We start from the raw sequence: 17,981 nt of genomic DNA, 5'->3' as shown, positions 1-17,981 counted from the left end.
GCGATGCCTCAGTCCCGGGCTACGTCCGCGGCCTTGTCCCACTCCCCATCGATGAACTTCAGCGCGTCGATGATCGAGACCTTCCACACCGACCAGACGTGATCGCCATCGGTCATGCGCAATTCAGATTTGCGCTTGTCGGCCTGTAGCGTCTCATGCAGGGCGATGGCGCCGCGCCAGAGGAAGAAGCCGTCATCGTCGCCGACGGTCAGATAGGTGGCGGGCAGATCCTGGCTTTCAGCGACATGCTGCGCCACGAGGGTGAAGACGTTCTTTTCGTTGAAGAGCCTTGCATCGAAAGGCGTGCCGAAGGCGCCGGAGAAATGGTCGCCGGTTGAGGGCAGCACGATGCCGCTTGTAACGGTGGCGCGGTCAACCCGGTGAAAGAAAGCACTGTCCTGAATGAGCTTAAGTTCGGCAGGTGTCTTGTCGAGATCGGCGGCAGGGACATTCTGCCAGATGGCGCCCGACAGGCTGGCGACGGCGCCATAGAGGTCCTCGTGGCCATAGGCGAGATGCAGGGCGCCGAAGCCGCCCATGGAGAGGCCGGCAATGGCGCGGCCTTCCCGATCTTTCCGCACCGGCAGTGTTTTTTCGATCTGGTGGCGCAGATCGCCGGTCAGGGCGGTTTCGTAATCGCCGGGACCGCCCACGGCGGCGGAATCCACATACCAGCTGTTCTTGACACCGGGCATGACGACGACAAGCGGGCGTATGGCGCCGGCCTCGATGAGCGTATCGAGCGTCTTTTCGATATTGCCGAGATCGCGCCAGCTATTCTGGTCACCATCATGGCCGTGCAGGAGGTAGAGCACCGGCCAGCCGTTTTCCGGTGGAGCGCCATCCGGGCGGTAGATATTGACGGGAAGCGGCGCGTTGAGGGCCGCGCTGTGGAAGGTGGCATCCTCGATCTGGCCGGCAAAGCTCGGGGTGCAGGAGAGGAAAAGGTATGAGAGCGCCAGATTTCTGAGATGCATGCCGTGTCTCCATGCTGGTTGCCATTCCATAAGGGCGGTCAACGTTCAAGGGAACCGTGAGTTCCGGAAGACGTAACTCTGCTGCAATGTCATTCCCTCACATCTGCGGACCGGTATGACGGTCTCAGTTCCGGGAAGGATTGTTCCCGCCAAGGCCATTGCGCACATTTGACAATTTTGGATTTAAAACATGGTGACATTGATATTATCGCGTTTCACACGCTCGCTTATTTTACTTTTTCTCCTTACCGGCTGTATGACCACGCCCATCTCGAGTATTCCCAAGCTGATGCGGCTCGACTTTCTGACGATGAATTTCGAGCATGTGCGTGTAGGGCTGCAGCTTCCTGCCCATCTGTCATTGGGTTCCGGTGATGCGGTGATGATTATTCGCAGCGTTACAGACGGCGTAAAGGGCGAGACTGTCGAGACGTTTGCGTTGATCGAGGATAAGGACGCCGCCGCCCGCGCGCAGTTCCACGCGGAAAAGCGGGAGGGAACCGCCACAAGCGTGTGGAGAATAAAGCCTGAGGAGGTTTCAAGGCTTGCAACATTGCAGGAGAAGGTGCGCCTTTCCCGCATCGAGGGGCCGCGCATCAGGGGGAGTACGGAGATCGAGATATTGCGCGCCTGTGTCACAGGCGTTCTCCCGACCGGCCCGGTCTATTTCTCGACTTACATCAAGCCTGCGGAAAATGAAGACTACATTGCCATGACCGTGGATGCGGATCTGACGAAAGTGTTTGGTGCGGGCCAGGTCGCGGCGCGGATCAGACAGTGCGAAAGCTGATCGCCGTTGCCGGGGCGCGCGAGTGCTCCGGCCATATTTTCGCGATAGCCATGCATGGCGCTGCATAACGCCTGGGGCGCGTTAGCGTCCCGGTCGGCCCGTCTTGCCCTTCGTCCGGCTTTTGCGCTTCTGCTCGCCGGCATCTTCATAGGACCCCGCGCCAATCTTGCCACGCACCAGCGGCCGCGGATCATCGGTAGCACGCTCCGGCTGGCCTTCCATGAGCGGTGACAAGCGTTTGCCGGATTCGGTCTCGGGCTTGTCCGGTACTGCGCTGCGCACGGGCTTTTCGGTTCTGCCCACGGTCATCTCGTCCAGCGTGTTCCTGCGGAACAGCGGTTTTCCCGCATCTGAGCCGGGGCCCATTTCATCCAGTGAGGGTTTGGTGAAAAGGGATTTGCCGCTTTCGTTCGGCGCGGCGCCCGCCTCCGTCCTGCCGGATGTCTCCCCCTCAGGCGGGGAGATCGACAAGTGGCTGCGTCTGTTGTTTTTTCCGCCGCCTTCGATGGCGCGGGCCTCTTCCTTCGCCATGGGATCATCCATGGTGGCGAGTTCTGCCGCCTTGAGGCGTTTGATTTCGTCGCGCAGGCGGGCGGCCTTTTCGAAGTCCAGATCTGCTGCGGCGTCGCGCATGGATTTTTCCAGCGCGTTGAGATGGGACTGCAGATTGTTGCCGACCAGATGGCCGCCATCGGCGAAGCCCTTGCCGGAAGCGCCTGATATATCGGCCCTTACGTGGTCGCGCTCATAAACAGAATCAAGAATATCCGAGATTTTCGCCTTGACCGATTCCGGCGTGATGCCGTGTTCGGCGTTATAGGCCATCTGCTTTTCGCGGCGGCGGGAGGTTTCCTCCATCGCCCGCTTCATCGAGCCGGTGATGTTGTCGGCGTAAAGGATGACCTTGCCGTCGACGTTACGGGCGGCGCGGCCGATTGTCTGGATCAGTGAGGTTTCGGAGCGCAGGAAGCCTTCCTTGTCGGCATCGAGGATCGCCACAAAACCACATTCGGGAATATCGAGACCTTCGCGCAGAAGGTTGATGCCAACAAGCACGTCGAAAGCACCGAGGCGCAGATCGCGGATGATCTCGATGCGCTCCAGCGTGTCGATATCCGAGTGCATATAACGCACGCGAACGCCCTGTTCGTGCAGATATTCGGTCAGGTCCTCGGCCATGCGCTTCGTCAGCACGGTGCAGAGGGTGCGATAGCCTTTGGCGGCTGTCTCGCGGATTTCACCGAGAACATCGTCCACCTGGCTACGGGCGGAACGAACCTCCACCGGCGGATCGATAAGGCCGGTCGGGCGGATGACCTGTTCGGCAAAGACGCCGCCGGCCTGTTCCATCTCCCATGAGCCGGGGGTAGCCGAAACCGCGACCGTCAGAGGCCGCATGGCATCCCATTCCTCGAAGCGCAGCGGCCGGTTGTCCATGCAGGAGGGCAGACGGAAGCCATATTCGGCCAGCGTCGCCTTGCGCCTGAAGTCGCCGCGATACATGCCGCCGATCTGGCTGACGGAGACGTGGCTTTCGTCGATGAACAGCAGCGCGTTATCAGGGATATATTCGAACAGCGTCGGCGGCGGCTCGCCGGGATTACGGCCGGTGAGATAACGCGAATAGTTCTCGATGCCGGCGCAGGAGCCGGTCGCCTCCAGCATTTCCACATCATAGCGGGTGCGCTGCTCCAGTCGCTGGGCTTCCAGCAGACGCCCGGCTTTTTCCAGCTCGGCGAGACGGACCTTCAGCTCTTCCTTGATCGACTTGATCGCGCCGTTCAGCGTCGGGCGCGGGGTGACATAGTGCGAATTGGCGTAGATCTTGACGGATTGCAGGTCGCCGGTTTTCTGGCCGGTCAGCGGATCGAATTCGGTGATGGAATCGATTTCGTCGCCGAACATCGAGATGCGCCAGGCGGCATCCTCAAGGTGGGCGGGGAAAATTTCGATGGTATCGCCGCGCACGCGGAACGAACCGCGCTGGAAATCCATGTCGCGGCGCTTGTATTGCTGGGCCACGAGGTCGGCCAGAAGCTGGCGCTGGTCCAGCCGGTCGCCCACCTGCATCTGGAAGGTCATGGCGGTGTAGGTTTCGACCGAGCCGATACCGTAGATGCAGGAGACGGAGGCGACGATGATGCAGTCGTCACGCTCCAGCAGTGAGCGGGTGGCGGAGTGGCGCATCCGGTCGATCTGCTCGTTGATCGAGGATTCCTTCTCGATGAAGGTGTCGGAGCGCGGCACATAGGCTTCCGGCTGGTAATAATCGTAGTAGGAGACGAAATATTCCACCGCATTGTCGGGGAAGAAGTTCTTGAACTCCGAATAGAGCTGCGCGGCCAGCGTCTTGTTAGGCGCGAGAATGACAGCCGGGCGCTGCGTCGCCTCAATTACCTTGGCCATGGTGAAGGTCTTGCCGGAGCCGGTGACGCCGAGCAGGACCTGGCTGCGCTCGCCGGAATTGATGCCCTCGACAAGATCGGCGATGGCCGTCGGCTGGTCGCCGGCGGGCTGGTACTCCGAGTCCATGCGGATGGTAACGCCGCCTTCGGATTTCGGCGGCCGGGCCGGCCGGTGCGGCGTCCACAACTTGCCGTCCTTGAACAGCGGATTGCCGCTTTCGATCAGCTTCGACAGCGCGTCCACCGTTGCGGTGACGGCGCCCGGCGCGAGGTTGGCGGCATCCTCCAGCGATACGTCCATACCGGCGACCGGATTGAGGCCGGCGGCGGCGCGGGTTTTCGGATCGCTCGATGCGCCGATGGAAACACCGCGCGCGGTCTTGGAGGCCGTGGTGTTCTTGGCCGTCTTCGAGGCGGCCTTCTCCGCGTCCTTGCGTGCTTCGATCTCGATCTTCTTGCGGTGCTTGCCCGCCTTTGAGGCGATTTCGCGCTGGGTTTCCACGGAGGATGCCTCCGCTTCCGCCTCGAGCTGCTTCACCCAATCGGAGACGCTGCCGCTGAGCGGCGCACCTTCGAATGACGATTGCGGAGCTTCCTCGAAGCCCGAGGGCGAGGAGGTGGAGTTTTTCGGTGATCTGGCCATGGGCGAAATATGGAGGGAGTCACGCACAAAGTGAAGGGGATACAGCGAAAAAATGAGTACAAAAAGGAAACGAAGCGTGCGGAACAAAATTCGGCCGGATGCGTTGCGTAGCGGCTGAAAACAGCTTTGCTAAAATCTGCAGAAAATCGATTCCGGTTTTCGGGCGGATGCGCTAGAGCAAATCCATACGGGCAGAATGACGTTTACCTTCAGACTGCTTTTTATACTGCATTTCATGACATCCCTCCCTTTTTCCAGGACCCATCATGCCGTTCTCAATCAGCCCTGCCCACATCTGGCCTGTCCTGATGCTTATCGCCTCCAATATTTTCATGACCTTCGCCTGGTACGGCCATCTCAAGCACAAGGGCAGCGCGCTCTTCCTGGCTATTGTCGCCAGCTGGGGTATCGCGTTCTTCGAATATGTGCTGGCCGTTCCCGCCAACCGCATAGGTTCGGAGGTCTATTCCACCGCGCAGCTCAAGACCATTCAGGAAGTCATCACGCTCGCGGTCTTCGCGCTGTTTTCGATCTTCTGGCTGAAGGAAAGCATCACCATCAATCACGTGATCGGTTTTGCGCTGATCGCCTTCGGCGCTTCCTTCATTTTCCGCTCCTGAAGACAAACGAAAGAGACCGGCGCTTTGCCGGCCGGAAACCAGTCGCAACGGGTATGAGGTGATGTATCGATGAAAATACGCCCTGCAAGAGTTGACGACGCGACGGGAATGGCGGCGGTCCAGAACGAGATATTCTCGGCCGGCCTCCGAAAAGCGCCGACGGATATTACGGCGGTGCTGGAGAATTATATCCAGCACACCGATCGTATCGAGTGCTCGGTCGCCGAGGATGAGGACGGGCGCATTATGGGGTTCCAGTCGCTGCGTTATGCGCGGGCAGACAATCCCTATGGCGTGGCGGAAGGCTGGGGCATCATCGGCACCCATGTCAGCCCGCAGGCGGCGCGAAGAGGAGTAGGATCCGCCCTCTTCGCGGCAACGCGAAGGGCGGCAGAGGCGCGGGGCCTCAAGAATATCGATGCCAGCATCGGCGCGGACAACATGCTCGGGCAGGGTTATTACGACGCCATGGGCTTCACGACCTATCGCCAGCCGGAAGGGCTGGTCTGCAAGGTCTACCGGCTGGGCTAGGGCACGTCCGGTTTAAACGGAAGCGTCGGACGTGCTCCATCTCTTTGTTTATCGCATTATCCGGACGTAAAACCGCTACGCACTTTTACTGGAAATGCTCTGGATGCCTGCTTCCTGTCAGCTGCGATTGTCGTTTTCGGAATATTGCAGCCGCGCCTTGCAGATACGGACGTGGTTCTCATCGGCCCATTGCACCAGCAATTGCATCGGCACCAGAAACGAACGGCCGAGATTGGTCAGTTCGTATTCCACGCGCGGCGGTACCTGCGCATAAAGCGTGCGGCGAATGAAACCGTCTTCCTCAAGCCGCTTCAACGTACGCGACAACATCTGCTTGGAAATATCGTCGATCTTGCGGTTCAATTCGTTGAAACGCAGCACGCCGCCCTGAAGCGCTTCCAGAACCAGCAGGCTCCATTGATCGCCGATACGATCCAGCACGTCGCGTATGGGGCAGGGCTGGTCGAAGACGAAGATTTCTTTGGTTTGCATATCCGGCATTTTGCCTCGCCCTTTCCATTTTCTTACCCCTTCAGGTCATCGCCGTGTGACCTGATCAGCGGCGGCTGACTTCTTGCGGCCGGGGTTGCGATATCATAGCTTTCATTAGCGGTCTATTATTTAGACCAATAACGATACCGACAAAGGAAGAAGTCATGGCTAAAATCGCGCTCATCGGAGCCTCCGGCAATGCCGGATCCCGTATTCTGAAGGAGCTTTCCGACCGGGGCCACAAGGTGACGGCGATCGCCCGCAGCCCTGAAAAGATCGCCAGCCTGCCGAACGTGGTGGCAAAACAGGGCGATGTTTTCGATCGGGCAGGGCTTTCGGAGCTGCTTAAAGGTCACGATGCCGTGATCAGCGCGGTGCACTTCACCGCCAGCGATCCCGTGACGCTGATCGAGGCCGTGCGCGCCTCCGGCGTTCCCCGTTACCTCGTGGTGGGTGGTGCCGGCAGCCTTGAAATCGCACCGGGTCAGCGCGTTGTCGACCTGCCGGATTTCCCGGCCGCCTACAAGGCCGAAGCGACCAAGGGCGCGGAGTTTCTGGACCGCCTGAGAGGGGAAAAACAGCTCGACTGGACCTTCCTGTCGCCATCGGCCGAATTTGTGCCGGGGGAAAGAACCGGCAAATTCCGTCTCGGCAAGGATGGGCTTCTCAGCAATACCGAAGGCAGCCGCATTTCCTTCGAGGACTACGCCATCGCGCTTGTCGATGAAATCGAGAAGCCGCAGCATTCCCGCCAGCGTTTCACCGTCGGTTATTGAGAGGTATCACCCATGAATTTCGTGACACGTCGTCTTGCCATCGCCGCTCTCGCTCTTGCGCCTGCATTGATGGCCGCTCCGGTCCTGGCCGAAACCGCCAAGCGGGATCTCGCCCAGGAAGAGGCCAACCGCAAGCTGGTGATCGAGTTTTACGATACCGTTTTCAATAAGCATGAAGTGGAGAAGGGGGCTGCCGTCATTGTCGACAGCTATAAGCAGCACAACCCCATGGTGCCGGATGGCAAGAAGCCGTTCGTGGATTATTTCACCGGTCACTTCAAGGAAAACCCGCAGTCGAAGGCGCGCATCGTGCGCAGCGCCACGGATGGCGATCTCGTCTATCTGCATATTCATTCGACCGAAAAGGACGGCGATCGCGGTACGGCCATCGTCGATATCTTCCGCGTCACCGACGGCAAGATCACCGAGCACTGGGATGTGATCCAGCCCGTTCCGGAAACGGCGGCGAACAATAATACGATGTTCTGAGGGCAGCCCCTCGACGCCTCACCGATGACAAGGGAACAGCCGGGATTTTCGCCCGGCTGTTCCCATTTTCAGATTGTGCGCCGTTTCTGACGGGACTGTATGATCAGGTCCAGCACGAGCATGACCAGCAGGCTCGCGCCCACCAGCGGGAAAATGACGCCGCCGATGGCGAGCATGACCAGCAGGCCGCGAAGCACGCGTTTTTCCTGCGGCAAGGGCGGCACTCCGAGCGACCCTTTCGGACGGCGTTTCCACCACATGACGCCGGCGGACACGGCAAGCAGCACAATGCTGATACAGGCCGCCAGAAGCACGATCTGGTTGGCGAGGCCATATTGCTGTCCCAGATGCACGTTGATGCCCCATTCCAGCGCCTTGCCGAGCGGGCCGTAATCGGCGTAGCTCATGTCGATCAGCGGCTCTCCGCTATATTGATCGAGGTGCACAACGCGCTGTTGACCGAGATCATCGGGATAGACCGAACCGCTATAGACGCCGGTCGGTTTTCCCGGCAGGGCGACGGCATAACCGGCGGCAAGGCCGAGTGCATCGAAACGTGCGATCGCCTCGTCGATTCCGATCGGCTGGCCTTCGGAGGCGGCGGTGGATTCCGGTATTTTTGCCTGCTCCAGCGACCAGCTTGTCTTCGCCACATGATCGAGATGGTCTCCGGACATCGGCACATCGGTGCGGATGCCCGCCGGGTACCCGAAGTTGCTGCCATTCGCCCATTCATTGACCTTCGCGCCCCATACGCCCGACCAGGGCATGCCGGTGACCGCAAGAAAGACGATGAAAAAGCCGACGAAAATGCCGGTGACGGCATGGGTATCGCGCCAGAAGACCCGTTTTTTCGGCGTGCCGCGCACGGTGACGACTCCACCCGTCTGCTTTCGCGGCCACCAGAGATAGATGCCGGTGGCGACAAGAAGGATGGACCAGCCGGCCGCGATCTCGATCAGATAGCGGGCATAGGCGCCGAAATATTTCAGGCTGTGGAGATAACGGATCGTCCACATGATGGTGCCGCGATCCGGCAAGGAACCGGCCACCTCAGCGGTGTAGGGGTTTACGTAGACGGCCCGCTTTCCAACCGCCGTATTGACGGTGATTTCCGTCGAAGCACCTGGATCGGCCGGTGTCGTATATTTGACGGCGGTGCCGGGAACGGCCGTGAGCGCTGCGGCCACGATCTCGGAAGGCAGGGCTTTTGGCGCGTTTTGCGCTACCTCGATGCGCTTCAGGTCCGAATGGATAAAATTGTCGAACTCGTCCTGGAAGAGATAAAGCGCGCCGGTGACGGCGAGCGATATCATGAAGGGCAGGACGAGGAGACCGGCATAAAAATGCCAACGCCACACGGCGCGGTAAAGATTTGCGGACGAGGAATGCGCAGGCGCACGCTCGCCCTCGAAAGAGGTCGTAACGGACATGGATGTCTCCGCAAGAGAATGGATTTTCCGGCAGGCCGGACAGTGTTCTAGCGTTGCGGAGCGAAGGGCGGCGCGCGTGGGCGCGATTCCAGATTGGGCGGCGATGGCGACAGCACCGCGTCGAAATTCAAAAAGGCGACTTCGACCGCCGGGAGAATATTGTCCGCGCCTTCGACGGGAATAACCGGAAGAGCGGCGGCCGTGGCCGAGGCCAGACGGCAGAGCGTGCCGCAACAGTCATCGGCGATCTTGCCCGCCGGGTCGTGTTTGTCCGAGCCGCCTTCAGGCATATGGCTGGAACAGATGATCTCATCCGCCGCCAGCGCGGCCGTCGCCATATTGCCGCTGGTCAGGCCATTGGCGAGACCCTGCAAAAGGAAAAGCAGAACCGCCAGCATGGCGATGGCGCCAGCCGAACTTCTATCCTGCATGATCCTGCGAATGAATCCCATGGGATCGGAATGTCATATTTGCGGCGAGATGTCACCGCGACACAATGACGGCAGGGGAGAGACAACAGGGATCGCATCGGTGAGGAATGATCCTGACAATGCGCGAGATGTCTATGCTGCCTGCTGTATATGGCGTTTGAGCTGAGAGCGGCACTGGAGCCCAGTGCCGCAACGCGATTATTCCGCTGCGGGAATGGGCGTGGGTTGTCCGTTTTCGTCCATTGCCACCATGATGAAAGTTCCGGCGGTGACTTTCTCCAGCTTGTCATAACGCGACCGCTGCGCCCAGGCTTCCACCGTGAGCGTGATGGACGTGCGGCCAACGCGGGCGATATCGGTATAGATGGACAGCGTGTCGCCGATCTTCACCGGCAGTTCGAAGGCCATTTCCTTGACCGCTGCCGTGACCACACGACAGCGGGAGCGTTCCGCGGCGCGGATGCCGCTCGCCAAGTCCATCTGTGACATGACCCAGCCGCCGAAAATATCACCGGCCGGATTGGCGTCGGCTGGCATGGCGAGCGTTCTGAGAGTCAGCTCGCCGGTCGGTTTGATGGTCGGGTTGGTCATGTTGAGATTTGCTCCATGCGAATGACAAAGGCGCAGCATGCGTTGCGCTTTGCGATTTCGCAAGGAAGGGCAAGCGTCAGGACGACGCTTTGCCCAGAAATTGCTGCGTTGCATAAAGGGCGATGGCCGCCGCATTCGAAACATTGAGCGATTTGATCTCGCCCGGCATGTCGAGACGGGCAAGCGCCGAGACGGTTTCGCGCGTCTTCTGGCGCAGGCCCTTGCCTTCGGCGCCCAGCACCAGTGCGATTTTTTCACCGCTAAAGGTCTGTTCGATGGGGGCGGGGCCTTCCGAATCCAGACCGACGGAGAAGAAGCCGAGCTTGTGCAGCTCGCCCAGCGCATCGGCCAGATTGGTGATCTGGATATAGGGAATGAGTTCCAGTGCACCGGAAGCCGATTTCGCCAGCACGCCTGACTCGGTTGGGCTGTGGCGCATGGTGGTGATGACGGCGCCGGCGTTGAAGGCGACCGCCGAGCGCATGATGGCGCCGACATTGTGCGGATCGGTGACCTGATCGAGCACGAGAATGAGCGGGCTGTCCTTCAGCGCGCCGAGCCGCTTGACCGGCAGCGGCCTGGTTTCCAGCATCACACCCTGATGGATGGCATCGGGGCCGAGAACCTTGTCGATATCCTGCGGCGAAACCATCTCGACCGGGAAGGGCTGGGCATCCGCCTCGCCGATATCCAGCCGCGCAAAGGCGTTCTGGGTGACGGATAGCTTGATGAGTTGCCGTTCGGGATTGGTAAGCGCCGCGCGCACGGTATGCAGGCCGTAAAGATGCACCTGATCGGGCGCAAGCTGCGGCGGCTTCCAGTCATCAGCACCGCGGTTCCGGCGCTTCGGCTGCTGCGGGGTCGGAATTTCGCCCCGCTCGCGTTTGGCGTCGCGCACGGCACGGCGCAGGGTGGCATAGTGCGTGTCGCGGGTGGATTTGTTGTTGGGATCGTCTTTGCTCATGGCGCCTTATATCTCTGCAAAGAGGCGCGCACCAGCCCCCGCGATAATCCACAGGGCTGCAAACAGGTTTGAATTTTTTCCCGAAAATTCGTGAAAGGGCGTGTTGACAGAAACGAACGAGGCCGTCATATACGCGCCACAGACGACGCAACGGCGCTTCGCCGCAGCGAAATCTGAAGAGCTTGGTTGCTCGATCCTAGCAGAAAGCTGGAGGGATGCCCGAGTGGTTAAAGGGGACGGACTGTAAATCCGTTGGCTACGCCTACGTTGGTTCAAATCCAACTCCCTCCACCATTCTGCACGGATCGAAATCACCACCGCGGGTATAGCTCAATGGTAGAGCAGCAGCCTTCCAAGCTGAATACGCGGGTTCGATTCCCGCTACCCGCTCCAGTGACTTTTCCAAAAAGATCATTGACGTCCAACAAGCGCCGATTTTGCTGCGCCAGCGCCCGGATTTCTTATCGCGTGATTGTTTCAATCTATGGCCGCGTGAACGTCCTACGTTTGCGTAACCGGAAATCCGGTGGAAATCATTCGGCAATTTTGCGAAAACGAGCGTTTACATCCCCGCAATAATCAATAGGTTGGCCGCATCTTTTGAGCAGGTCGAACGTTCTCGCAAAAAGAGCGGCTGGAGAAAGTTATGAGTTCAAATACGCCGAAACTGGATAGTTGCGGCGCAGAGCCCATCCACATTCCCGGTGCTATTCAGGAACATGGAGCCCTTTTGGTTCTGTCCGCGCGGGAACTCTCCGTTGTGCAGGCGAGCGATAATCTTGCCGATTATATTGATGCGGCCTTACCAATCGGTGCCGTCGTCACCGAAACAATCTTGCCGTTCATCTCTGAACTTTCCGCCTGGTATTCCGGCGAAGAGAGCAATTTCCGATATGCATGGGCTGAAAAGAAACTCGTTGTTTCGGCGCATCGATCCGGGACTTTGGTTATTCTCGAGGTCGAAAAGGCAAGAGAGGGCGAGTCGGCTGAAAAGCTGATGGGCGAACTTACGAATCTGGCGCAATATCTGAACAGCGCGCCGTCGCTGGAGGACGCGCTTTTTCGGACGGCGCAATTGGTGTCTTTGATCAGCGGTTATGATCGTACGCTGATCTATGACTTCGGACTGGACTGGAGCGGTCATGTCGTGGCGGAAGCCGGAAGCGGGACTTTGCCGTCTTATCTCGGACTTCGCTTTCCGGCGGGCGATATCCCGCCGCAGGCGCGGCAGCTCTACACCATCAATCGCCTGCGAATGATTCCCGATGTCGATTATAAGCCCGTCCCGATCAGGCCGCCGGTGAATGCGGAAACGGGAGCAGTGCTCGATATGAGCTTTTCTCACCTTCGCAGTGTGTCGCCGGTTCATCTCGAATATATGCGCAATATGGGTACGGCCGCTTCGATGTCGGTGTCGATCATCGTCAATGGCGCTCTCTGGGGCTTGATTGCCTGCCACCACGCTACACCCCATTCGATATCCCTTGCCGTCCGTGAAGCCTGCGATTTTGCCGCGCAGCTCCTGTCGATGCGGATCGCCATGGAGCAGAGTTCCCAGGATGCATCCCGCCGGGTGGAGCTTGGCCACATTCAGGCGCGCCTGCTGAAGGGGATGGCTGCTGCCGAAAAATGGGTTGATGGACTGCTTGCGGGTGACGATGAAAAAAACGACCTGCTGAAACAGGTGGGAGCGGACGGCGCGGCACTCGTCCTCGGCGACGACTATGAGCTGGTCGGCAGGACGCCGTCACGGCAGCAGGTTGAAGAGCTTGTCCTATGGCTCGGTGAGCAGGACGTTGCCGATGTTTTTGCAACCGACAACCTATCCGGCGATTACGCCGCCGCTGAGGCCTATGCCGCCACCGCAAGCGGAATTATTGCGATGCGGGTTTCGGAGTTGCACGGCAGCTGGCTTATCTGGTTTCGGCCGGAAGTCATAAAAACGGTACGCTGGGGCGGTGATCCGCACAAGACGGTGCAGGAGAGCGGGCGCATTCATCCCCGCAAGTCTTTTGAAATCTGGAAGGAGCAATTGCGCAACACGTCATCTCCCTGGTCGGAGCCCGAGCTTGCGGCAGCGAGGGAGCTTCGCAGTGCGATCATCGGCATTGTCCTGCGCAAGGCCGAGGAGATGGCAGATCTGACGCGGGAATTGCAGCGGACCAATAAAGAGTTGGAGGCCTTTTCCTATTCCGTTTCGCACGACCTGCGTGCCCCGTTCCGTCATATCGTCGGGTTTGCGCAGTTGTTGCGGGAGCGCAGCAATGCCCTGGACGAGAAATCCTCGCATTATCTGCAGATGATATCAGAGGCGGCGCTGGGCGCCGGCAGGCTGGTGGATGATCTCCTGAATTTCTCACAGCTTGGTCGCACGCAACTGTCCCTGAAACCGGTGGATATGCAGAAGGTGGTGAGCGAAGTTCGTCGCTCTCTCGGGCACGCCGTTGCCGATCGCGAGATCGAGTGGCGCATCGGCGAGTTGCCGGTGATATTCGGGGATGCGACCCTGCTGCGGCAGGTCTGGTACAATCTCATCGAAAATGCCATCAAATATTCGTCCCGGGAGCCGGTCTCGATCATCACTATTTCTGCGGTCGAAACCGAGGACGACGTCACTTACTCGGTCGAAGATAATGGTGTTGGCTTCGATATGGCATATTACAGCAAGCTTTTTGGTGTGTTCCAGAGATTGCAGCGGGTAGAGGATTTCGAGGGAACGGGCATTGGACTTGCGCTGGTCCGACGAATTGTCGAACGCCATCACGGTTTGGTCGGTGCCGAGGGAACTGTCGGTGAGGGAGCCACGTTCTTCTTCACATTGCCGGTTACGAAAGTTGAAGAGGAAAAAATTGCCTGAACTCAGACCCATTCTGCTGGTGGAAGATAATCCACGCGATCTGGAACTAACGCTGACCGCTCTTGAGAAATGCCAGCTGGCGAATGAGGTGGTGGTGGCACGCGACGGTACGGAAGCACTCGACTATCTGAATGTAACCGGTAGCTATCATAACCGCCCGGGCGGTGATCCGGCCGTGGTTCTTCTTGATCTCAAACTCCCGAAAGTGGACGGGCTTGAGGTTTTGCAGACGGTCAAGGGCAGCGATCACTTGCGGCATATTCCAGTCGTCATGCTGACGTCGTCGCGAGAAGAACAGGATCTCGTCAGGAGTTACGAACTCGGCGTGAACGCATTTGTCGTCAAGCCTGTGGAATTCAACCAGTTCTTCAAGGCTATACAGGATCTTGGCGTCTTCTGGGCTCTCCTGAACGAACCGCCGCCGGGTGCACATCGCAATGGCGGATGAGACTGTGTCGCGAATGGAGGCAAGCAGACTTCTTCTCCTCGAAGACAGTTCGGTGGATGCCGAACTGATCGAAGAACAGCTTTCACGTCTTTCGACGCCGCCTGCGGTAACGAGGGCCGTTGGCAAGGCATCGTTCATCGAGGCGTTGGAAAAACAGCAGTTCGATATCATTCTCGCGGATTTCTCTTTGCCGGACTTCGATGGCATGTCGGCGCTCGATGTCGTTATGGCGACAAGACCCGATACGCCGTTCATTTTCGTGTCCGGTGTTTTAGGTGAGGATGCGGCCATCGATGCATTCCGGCGCGGCGCGACGGACTACGTCCTCAAGCAACGGCTTGTGAGACTGCCATCCGCTGTGGAGCGCGCCCTGGCGGAAGCTCGGGAGAAACAGGAGCGAAAACGGGCGGAGCTGCACAAGGAGCTGCTCGTCCGCGAGCTAAGCCATCGTGTCAAGAATACGATGGCGATGGTCATATCGATCATCCGCAGAACGGCGAAAGGCAGCACCTCGATCGAGGATTATCAGGAACGGCTGGTGGCCCGCGTAAGCGCTCTGGCCGAAAGCCACGCCCTGCTTTTTCAGAGCAATTGGGGTGAGACGGATTTGAGAGATGTCGTGAAGCGCGCGATCGAGCCGCATAATACCTTCACGAGCAGGGTCGAACTCGACGGTCCGGATGGCGTTCATGTATCGCCAAAATCCGCTCTGGCGCTGGGAATGATCCTGCACGAGCTGGTGACTAACGCGCAGAAATACGGTTCCCTTTCCGGTGCGAACGGAAAGGTTGACGTTGTCTGGAAAAAGCTTCGTGACGGAGACGGACGCGACCGTATCAATCTGCGGTGGCGGGAAAGCGGAGGCCCGCCGGTCTCAATGCCGGAAGACACGGGCTTTGGAACCACCCTTGTAACAAGGGGCGCGCAATACGAATTGCAAGCGGAAAGTGAAATTCGCTACGACCGCGACGGCCTGCAATATCAGGTCATCTTTCCCCTGGACTAAGTCGCCACATGAAAAGAAGCGGCTTGGGGCACCGGACCGAGATTAGCCCCGCCCTAGTTGGTCAGTGAAAACTCATTTGCCAGAACATGCGAGAGATTGTCGAAATCGCAGGGTTTGGAGACGACGGTAAGCCCGTCCAGCTGCGCACGCACTCCGGGTATTTCCGCATATCCGCTGCATATGACGAAAGGGATATTTGCCGCCTTGAGCTCCTCGATGACCGGGAAGGACAATTCGCCTCTCAGATTGAGGTCAATGACTGCGCCGTCCAGATCAGTGGCGTTTATTTTTTCCAAGGCCGCGCCAATGTGCGAAACGGGCCCGACGACGTTGACCCCCAGATCGGAAAGAAAATCCTCCATATCCATCGCCAGAAGCGCGTCGTCCTCCAATACGAGGATTTGTTTTCCCTGGAAATTATAGCTCATCGTTATCGCATTCTCGTCAGTTCGGCTCAGTCGGGCACTGCCAATCAACATTGCAAAACCCCTAAGTCCCAAACTGGTTCCTTCCATAAATAAAAAGAAAACAGTCGCCTCTGATGTCGTCGTATTCTAGTTTGCAACTTTAATTCGTGCCTACCGGGAATGTATTTCTGTGACTGGTTTTTCACCGTTTGCCCAACGAAGCCTTTTGATGCTTGCCGTGGGTGTTGCGATTTTGATTGGCATGGTCTCCATGTCGCTGTGGCTGGTGCAGGTGAATAACCGCTATTCCCAGGAAACAGCGGAACTCCGACGTTTTCGTGCCGCTGTTTTGGATGTGCTGACGACGATGCAGGACATCGAAACCGGCCAGCGGGGATATCTGCTGACCAATAATCGCGATTATCTCGTGCCTTATGAAGAAGCCCTGCGTGGCTTGCCCCAACGCCAGTCAAGACTTTTCGATCTTCTGACGGAAGACGAGCAATACAAGCAGTTTCTTTCGGGTTTGAGGCAGACAATCGACGCGAAGCTGGCTGAAACCCGTGAGACCATCGATTTGCAGCGTTCGGGCCGAATAACGGAGGCGGTTGAGGTCGTCCGTAATAATGACGGCAAACGCTTCATGAACGAGATCAGGAGTATTCTGTCGGACCTGCAATCGGACACAGATGATCGCCTGCGCATCATCGTTGCGGATCAACTCGGGGCTGCCAATAAGCTGCGCTGGGTAACGGTCGGCGGTGCGCTCGCTATCCTCATTGTGGTCGGTGGTTCGATCTTCCTTGTCTTCACCTATATCCGTGCCCTGAACAGGTCGCGGGAGGATGTCGATGAACTCAATCGTCATCTTGAAGAACGTGTCGAGGAAAGAACGCGGGATCTTCGCCGCGCCAATCAGGAAATTCAGCGCTTCGCATATATCGTGACGCATGACCTGCGCGCGCCGCTCGTCAATATCATGGGCTTCCTATCCGAATTCGATACTTCGCTGAAGCCGGTAACGAGTTATGTTCTCGCAGATGGCAAGTCTCTCCCGGAGGACGTTATTCGTGAGGCGCGGCTGGCGGTTGAAGAGGATATTCCAGAGGCTATCGGCTTCATCCGCTCGTCCACCCGCAAAATGGATCAGCTGATCAACGCCATCCTGAAAATATCCCGCGACGGCCAGCGAAAGCTGCAGCCGGAGAAAGTCGACATAGAAACGTTGCTCTCGTCACTGTCTGAGACGGTACGCCACCAGATCAACGCCAATGGCGGCGAGATCGAAGTCGACACGCCGAAGCTGACGATCGTGACCGACCGGATATCTCTCGATCAGATACTCGGAAATCTCTTCGATAACGCGGTGAAATACCAGATGCCTGGCCGCCCGCTGAGACTGACGGCCCGGGCCTATCCGGCTGGACGTGGAGCTATTTGTATCGAAGTCGCCGACAACGGGCGCGGTATTGGCGAACAGGACCTCGAACGGGTTTTTGAGCTCTTTCGGCGGGCGGGCAATCAGGATCAGCCGGGAGAGGGCATTGGTCTTGCGCATGTTCGTTCGCTAATCAGAAATTTAGGGGGTGACATTAAAGTCGAGTCTAAACTTGGCGAAGGCAGCACGTTTATCCTGCTGATGCCGAGTGACCTCAGACGCGTGACGAAGGAAAGCGACAAATGAAAGCGACCGGTCAGGAAGTAACGATCGTGATGATCGAAGACGACGAAGGCCATGCTCGGCTGATCGAGAAAAACGTGCGGCGCGCCGGCGTGAACAACGAGATCGTGCCTTTTACGCTCGGCGCCAAGGCGCTGGACTTTATATTAGGCGAAAGTCGGGATGGGCTTGTCAGCAAGGACCGTTATCTTCTCGTCTTGCTCGATCTCAATCTCCCCGACATGTCGGGCATCAATATTCTCGAGCAGATCAAGAGCAATGAATATACACGCCGTTTGCCCGTGGTGGTTTTGACAACGACCGACGACGAGACTGAAATTCAGAAATGCTATGATCTTGGCGCGAATGTTTATATAACCAAGCCGGTCGATTATGAGGGCTTTGCCAATGCCATCAAAAATCTCGGCCTGTTCTTTTCCGTAATTCAGATACCTTGAAGG

18 protein-coding genes and 2 tRNA genes are annotated in these 17,981 nt (G+C 58.2%); 12 read left to right on the top strand and 8 right to left on the bottom strand.

All coding sequences use genetic code 11. The features are described 5' to 3' along the window. Positions 1-8: 8 nt before the first annotated feature. Positions 9-977, bottom strand: coding sequence for an alpha/beta hydrolase (locus MRBLRC7O_RS08285; RefSeq protein WP_003507617.1), 969 nt, complete (start codon positions 975-977; stop codon positions 9-11). 256 nt (positions 978-1,233) lie between these two features. Here MRBLRC7O_RS08285 and MRBLRC7O_RS08280 point away from each other — a divergent pair, with 256 nt between their 5' ends. Beyond that, positions 1,234-1,767, top strand: coding sequence for a hypothetical protein (locus MRBLRC7O_RS08280; RefSeq protein WP_233282760.1), 534 nt, complete (start codon positions 1,234-1,236; stop codon positions 1,765-1,767). An 81-nt stretch (positions 1,768-1,848) separates the two neighbouring features. On the opposite strand, the gene uvrB is transcribed toward MRBLRC7O_RS08280, so the two are convergent. Beyond that, the gene (gene uvrB, locus MRBLRC7O_RS08275) at positions 1,849-4,815 is read right to left on the bottom strand and encodes an excinuclease ABC subunit UvrB (protein WP_080866603.1); all 2,967 of its coding nucleotides are present in this window, start codon (positions 4,813-4,815) and stop codon (positions 1,849-1,851) included. A 266-nt stretch (positions 4,816-5,081) separates the two neighbouring features. Here uvrB and MRBLRC7O_RS08270 point away from each other — a divergent pair, with 266 nt between their 5' ends. Further along, positions 5,082-5,435: a DMT family protein gene (locus tag MRBLRC7O_RS08270; RefSeq protein WP_020009373.1), complete on the top strand. Its 354-nt coding sequence runs from the start codon at positions 5,082-5,084 to the stop codon at positions 5,433-5,435. 108 nt (positions 5,436-5,543) lie between these two features. Then, positions 5,544-5,966, top strand: coding sequence for a GNAT family N-acetyltransferase (locus MRBLRC7O_RS08265; protein ID WP_003507621.1), 423 nt, complete (start codon positions 5,544-5,546; stop codon positions 5,964-5,966). 117 nt (positions 5,967-6,083) lie between these two features. On the opposite strand, the gene MRBLRC7O_RS08260 is transcribed toward MRBLRC7O_RS08265, so the two are convergent. Then, positions 6,084-6,467 (bottom strand): winged helix-turn-helix transcriptional regulator, encoded by a 384-nt coding sequence (locus tag MRBLRC7O_RS08260; RefSeq protein WP_003507622.1) that lies wholly within the window; start codon positions 6,465-6,467, stop codon positions 6,084-6,086. Between the two features lie 155 nt (positions 6,468-6,622). Here MRBLRC7O_RS08260 and MRBLRC7O_RS08255 point away from each other — a divergent pair, with 155 nt between their 5' ends. Together MRBLRC7O_RS08255 and MRBLRC7O_RS08250 are read left to right on the top strand one after the other, a co-directional pair. Continuing rightward, on the top strand, positions 6,623-7,234 hold the full coding sequence (locus MRBLRC7O_RS08255; protein WP_080864212.1) for an NAD(P)-dependent oxidoreductase: 612 nt from the start codon (positions 6,623-6,625) through the stop codon (positions 7,232-7,234). Positions 7,235-7,246: 12 nt separating this feature from the next. After that, on the top strand, positions 7,247-7,723 hold the full coding sequence (locus MRBLRC7O_RS08250) for a nuclear transport factor 2 family protein (protein WP_003507634.1): 477 nt from the start codon (positions 7,247-7,249) through the stop codon (positions 7,721-7,723). A gap of 68 nt (positions 7,724-7,791) precedes the next feature. Here MRBLRC7O_RS08250 and MRBLRC7O_RS08245 read toward each other — a convergent pair whose 3' ends face one another. The 4 genes from MRBLRC7O_RS08245 to rlmB all read right to left on the bottom strand — a co-directional run bounded on the left by MRBLRC7O_RS08245 (position 7,792) and on the right by rlmB (position 11,142). Beyond that, on the bottom strand, positions 7,792-9,156 hold the full coding sequence (locus MRBLRC7O_RS08245) for a PepSY-associated TM helix domain-containing protein (protein WP_080866269.1): 1,365 nt from the start codon (positions 9,154-9,156) through the stop codon (positions 7,792-7,794). 47 nt (positions 9,157-9,203) lie between these two features. Further along, positions 9,204-9,608: a DUF2946 family protein gene (locus MRBLRC7O_RS08240; RefSeq protein WP_080866268.1), complete on the bottom strand. Its 405-nt coding sequence runs from the start codon at positions 9,606-9,608 to the stop codon at positions 9,204-9,206. Between the two features lie 177 nt (positions 9,609-9,785). Further along, a complete protein-coding gene (locus MRBLRC7O_RS08235) occupies positions 9,786-10,178 on the bottom strand; it encodes an acyl-CoA thioesterase (RefSeq protein WP_003507645.1) in 393 nt (130 codons plus the stop codon). A 76-nt stretch (positions 10,179-10,254) separates the two neighbouring features. Further along, entirely contained in the window at positions 10,255-11,142 is an 888-nt protein-coding gene (gene rlmB, locus MRBLRC7O_RS08230; RefSeq protein ID WP_060723331.1) for a 23S rRNA (guanosine(2251)-2'-O)-methyltransferase RlmB, read from the bottom strand. A gap of 209 nt (positions 11,143-11,351) precedes the next feature. Here rlmB and MRBLRC7O_RS08225 point away from each other — a divergent pair. The 5 genes from MRBLRC7O_RS08225 to MRBLRC7O_RS08205 all read left to right on the top strand — a co-directional run bounded on the left by MRBLRC7O_RS08225 (position 11,352) and on the right by MRBLRC7O_RS08205 (position 15,453). Further along, positions 11,352-11,436: transfer RNA gene (locus MRBLRC7O_RS08225), tRNA-Tyr, on the top strand. A gap of 25 nt (positions 11,437-11,461) precedes the next feature. Continuing rightward, a tRNA-Gly gene (locus MRBLRC7O_RS08220) sits at positions 11,462-11,535 on the top strand. 253 nt (positions 11,536-11,788) lie between these two features. Beyond that, entirely contained in the window at positions 11,789-13,999 is a 2,211-nt protein-coding gene (locus MRBLRC7O_RS08215; protein WP_080866267.1) for a sensor histidine kinase, read from the top strand. Further along, on the top strand, positions 13,992-14,447 hold the full coding sequence (locus MRBLRC7O_RS08210; RefSeq protein ID WP_003507648.1) for a response regulator: 456 nt from the start codon (positions 13,992-13,994) through the stop codon (positions 14,445-14,447). The genes MRBLRC7O_RS08215 and MRBLRC7O_RS08210 overlap by 8 nt, the downstream gene beginning before the upstream one ends. Next, positions 14,437-15,453: a sensor histidine kinase gene (locus tag MRBLRC7O_RS08205; RefSeq protein ID WP_223564863.1), complete on the top strand. Its 1,017-nt coding sequence runs from the start codon at positions 14,437-14,439 to the stop codon at positions 15,451-15,453. The genes MRBLRC7O_RS08210 and MRBLRC7O_RS08205 overlap by 11 nt, the downstream gene beginning before the upstream one ends. A 53-nt stretch (positions 15,454-15,506) precedes the next feature. Here the strand turns inward: MRBLRC7O_RS08205 and MRBLRC7O_RS08200 are convergent, their stop codons facing one another. Next, entirely contained in the window at positions 15,507-15,932 is a 426-nt protein-coding gene (locus MRBLRC7O_RS08200) for a response regulator (protein ID WP_223566956.1), read from the bottom strand. A 157-nt stretch (positions 15,933-16,089) separates the two neighbouring features. Here MRBLRC7O_RS08200 and MRBLRC7O_RS08195 point away from each other — a divergent pair, with 157 nt between their 5' ends. Both MRBLRC7O_RS08195 and MRBLRC7O_RS08190 read left to right on the top strand, forming a co-directional pair. Further along, on the top strand, positions 16,090-17,544 hold the full coding sequence (locus tag MRBLRC7O_RS08195; protein WP_003507651.1) for a sensor histidine kinase: 1,455 nt from the start codon (positions 16,090-16,092) through the stop codon (positions 17,542-17,544). Next, positions 17,541-17,978, top strand: coding sequence for a response regulator (locus MRBLRC7O_RS08190; RefSeq protein ID WP_003507653.1), 438 nt, complete (start codon positions 17,541-17,543; stop codon positions 17,976-17,978). The genes MRBLRC7O_RS08195 and MRBLRC7O_RS08190 overlap by 4 nt, the downstream gene beginning before the upstream one ends. Positions 17,979-17,981 lie beyond the last annotated feature (3 nt).

Source organism: Agrobacterium radiobacter (genome assembly GCF_040801995.1).
GTDB classification, from domain to species: Bacteria; Pseudomonadota; Alphaproteobacteria; order Rhizobiales; family Rhizobiaceae; genus Agrobacterium; species Agrobacterium radiobacter.
This window is presented reverse-complemented; position numbering and strand designations above follow the sequence as displayed.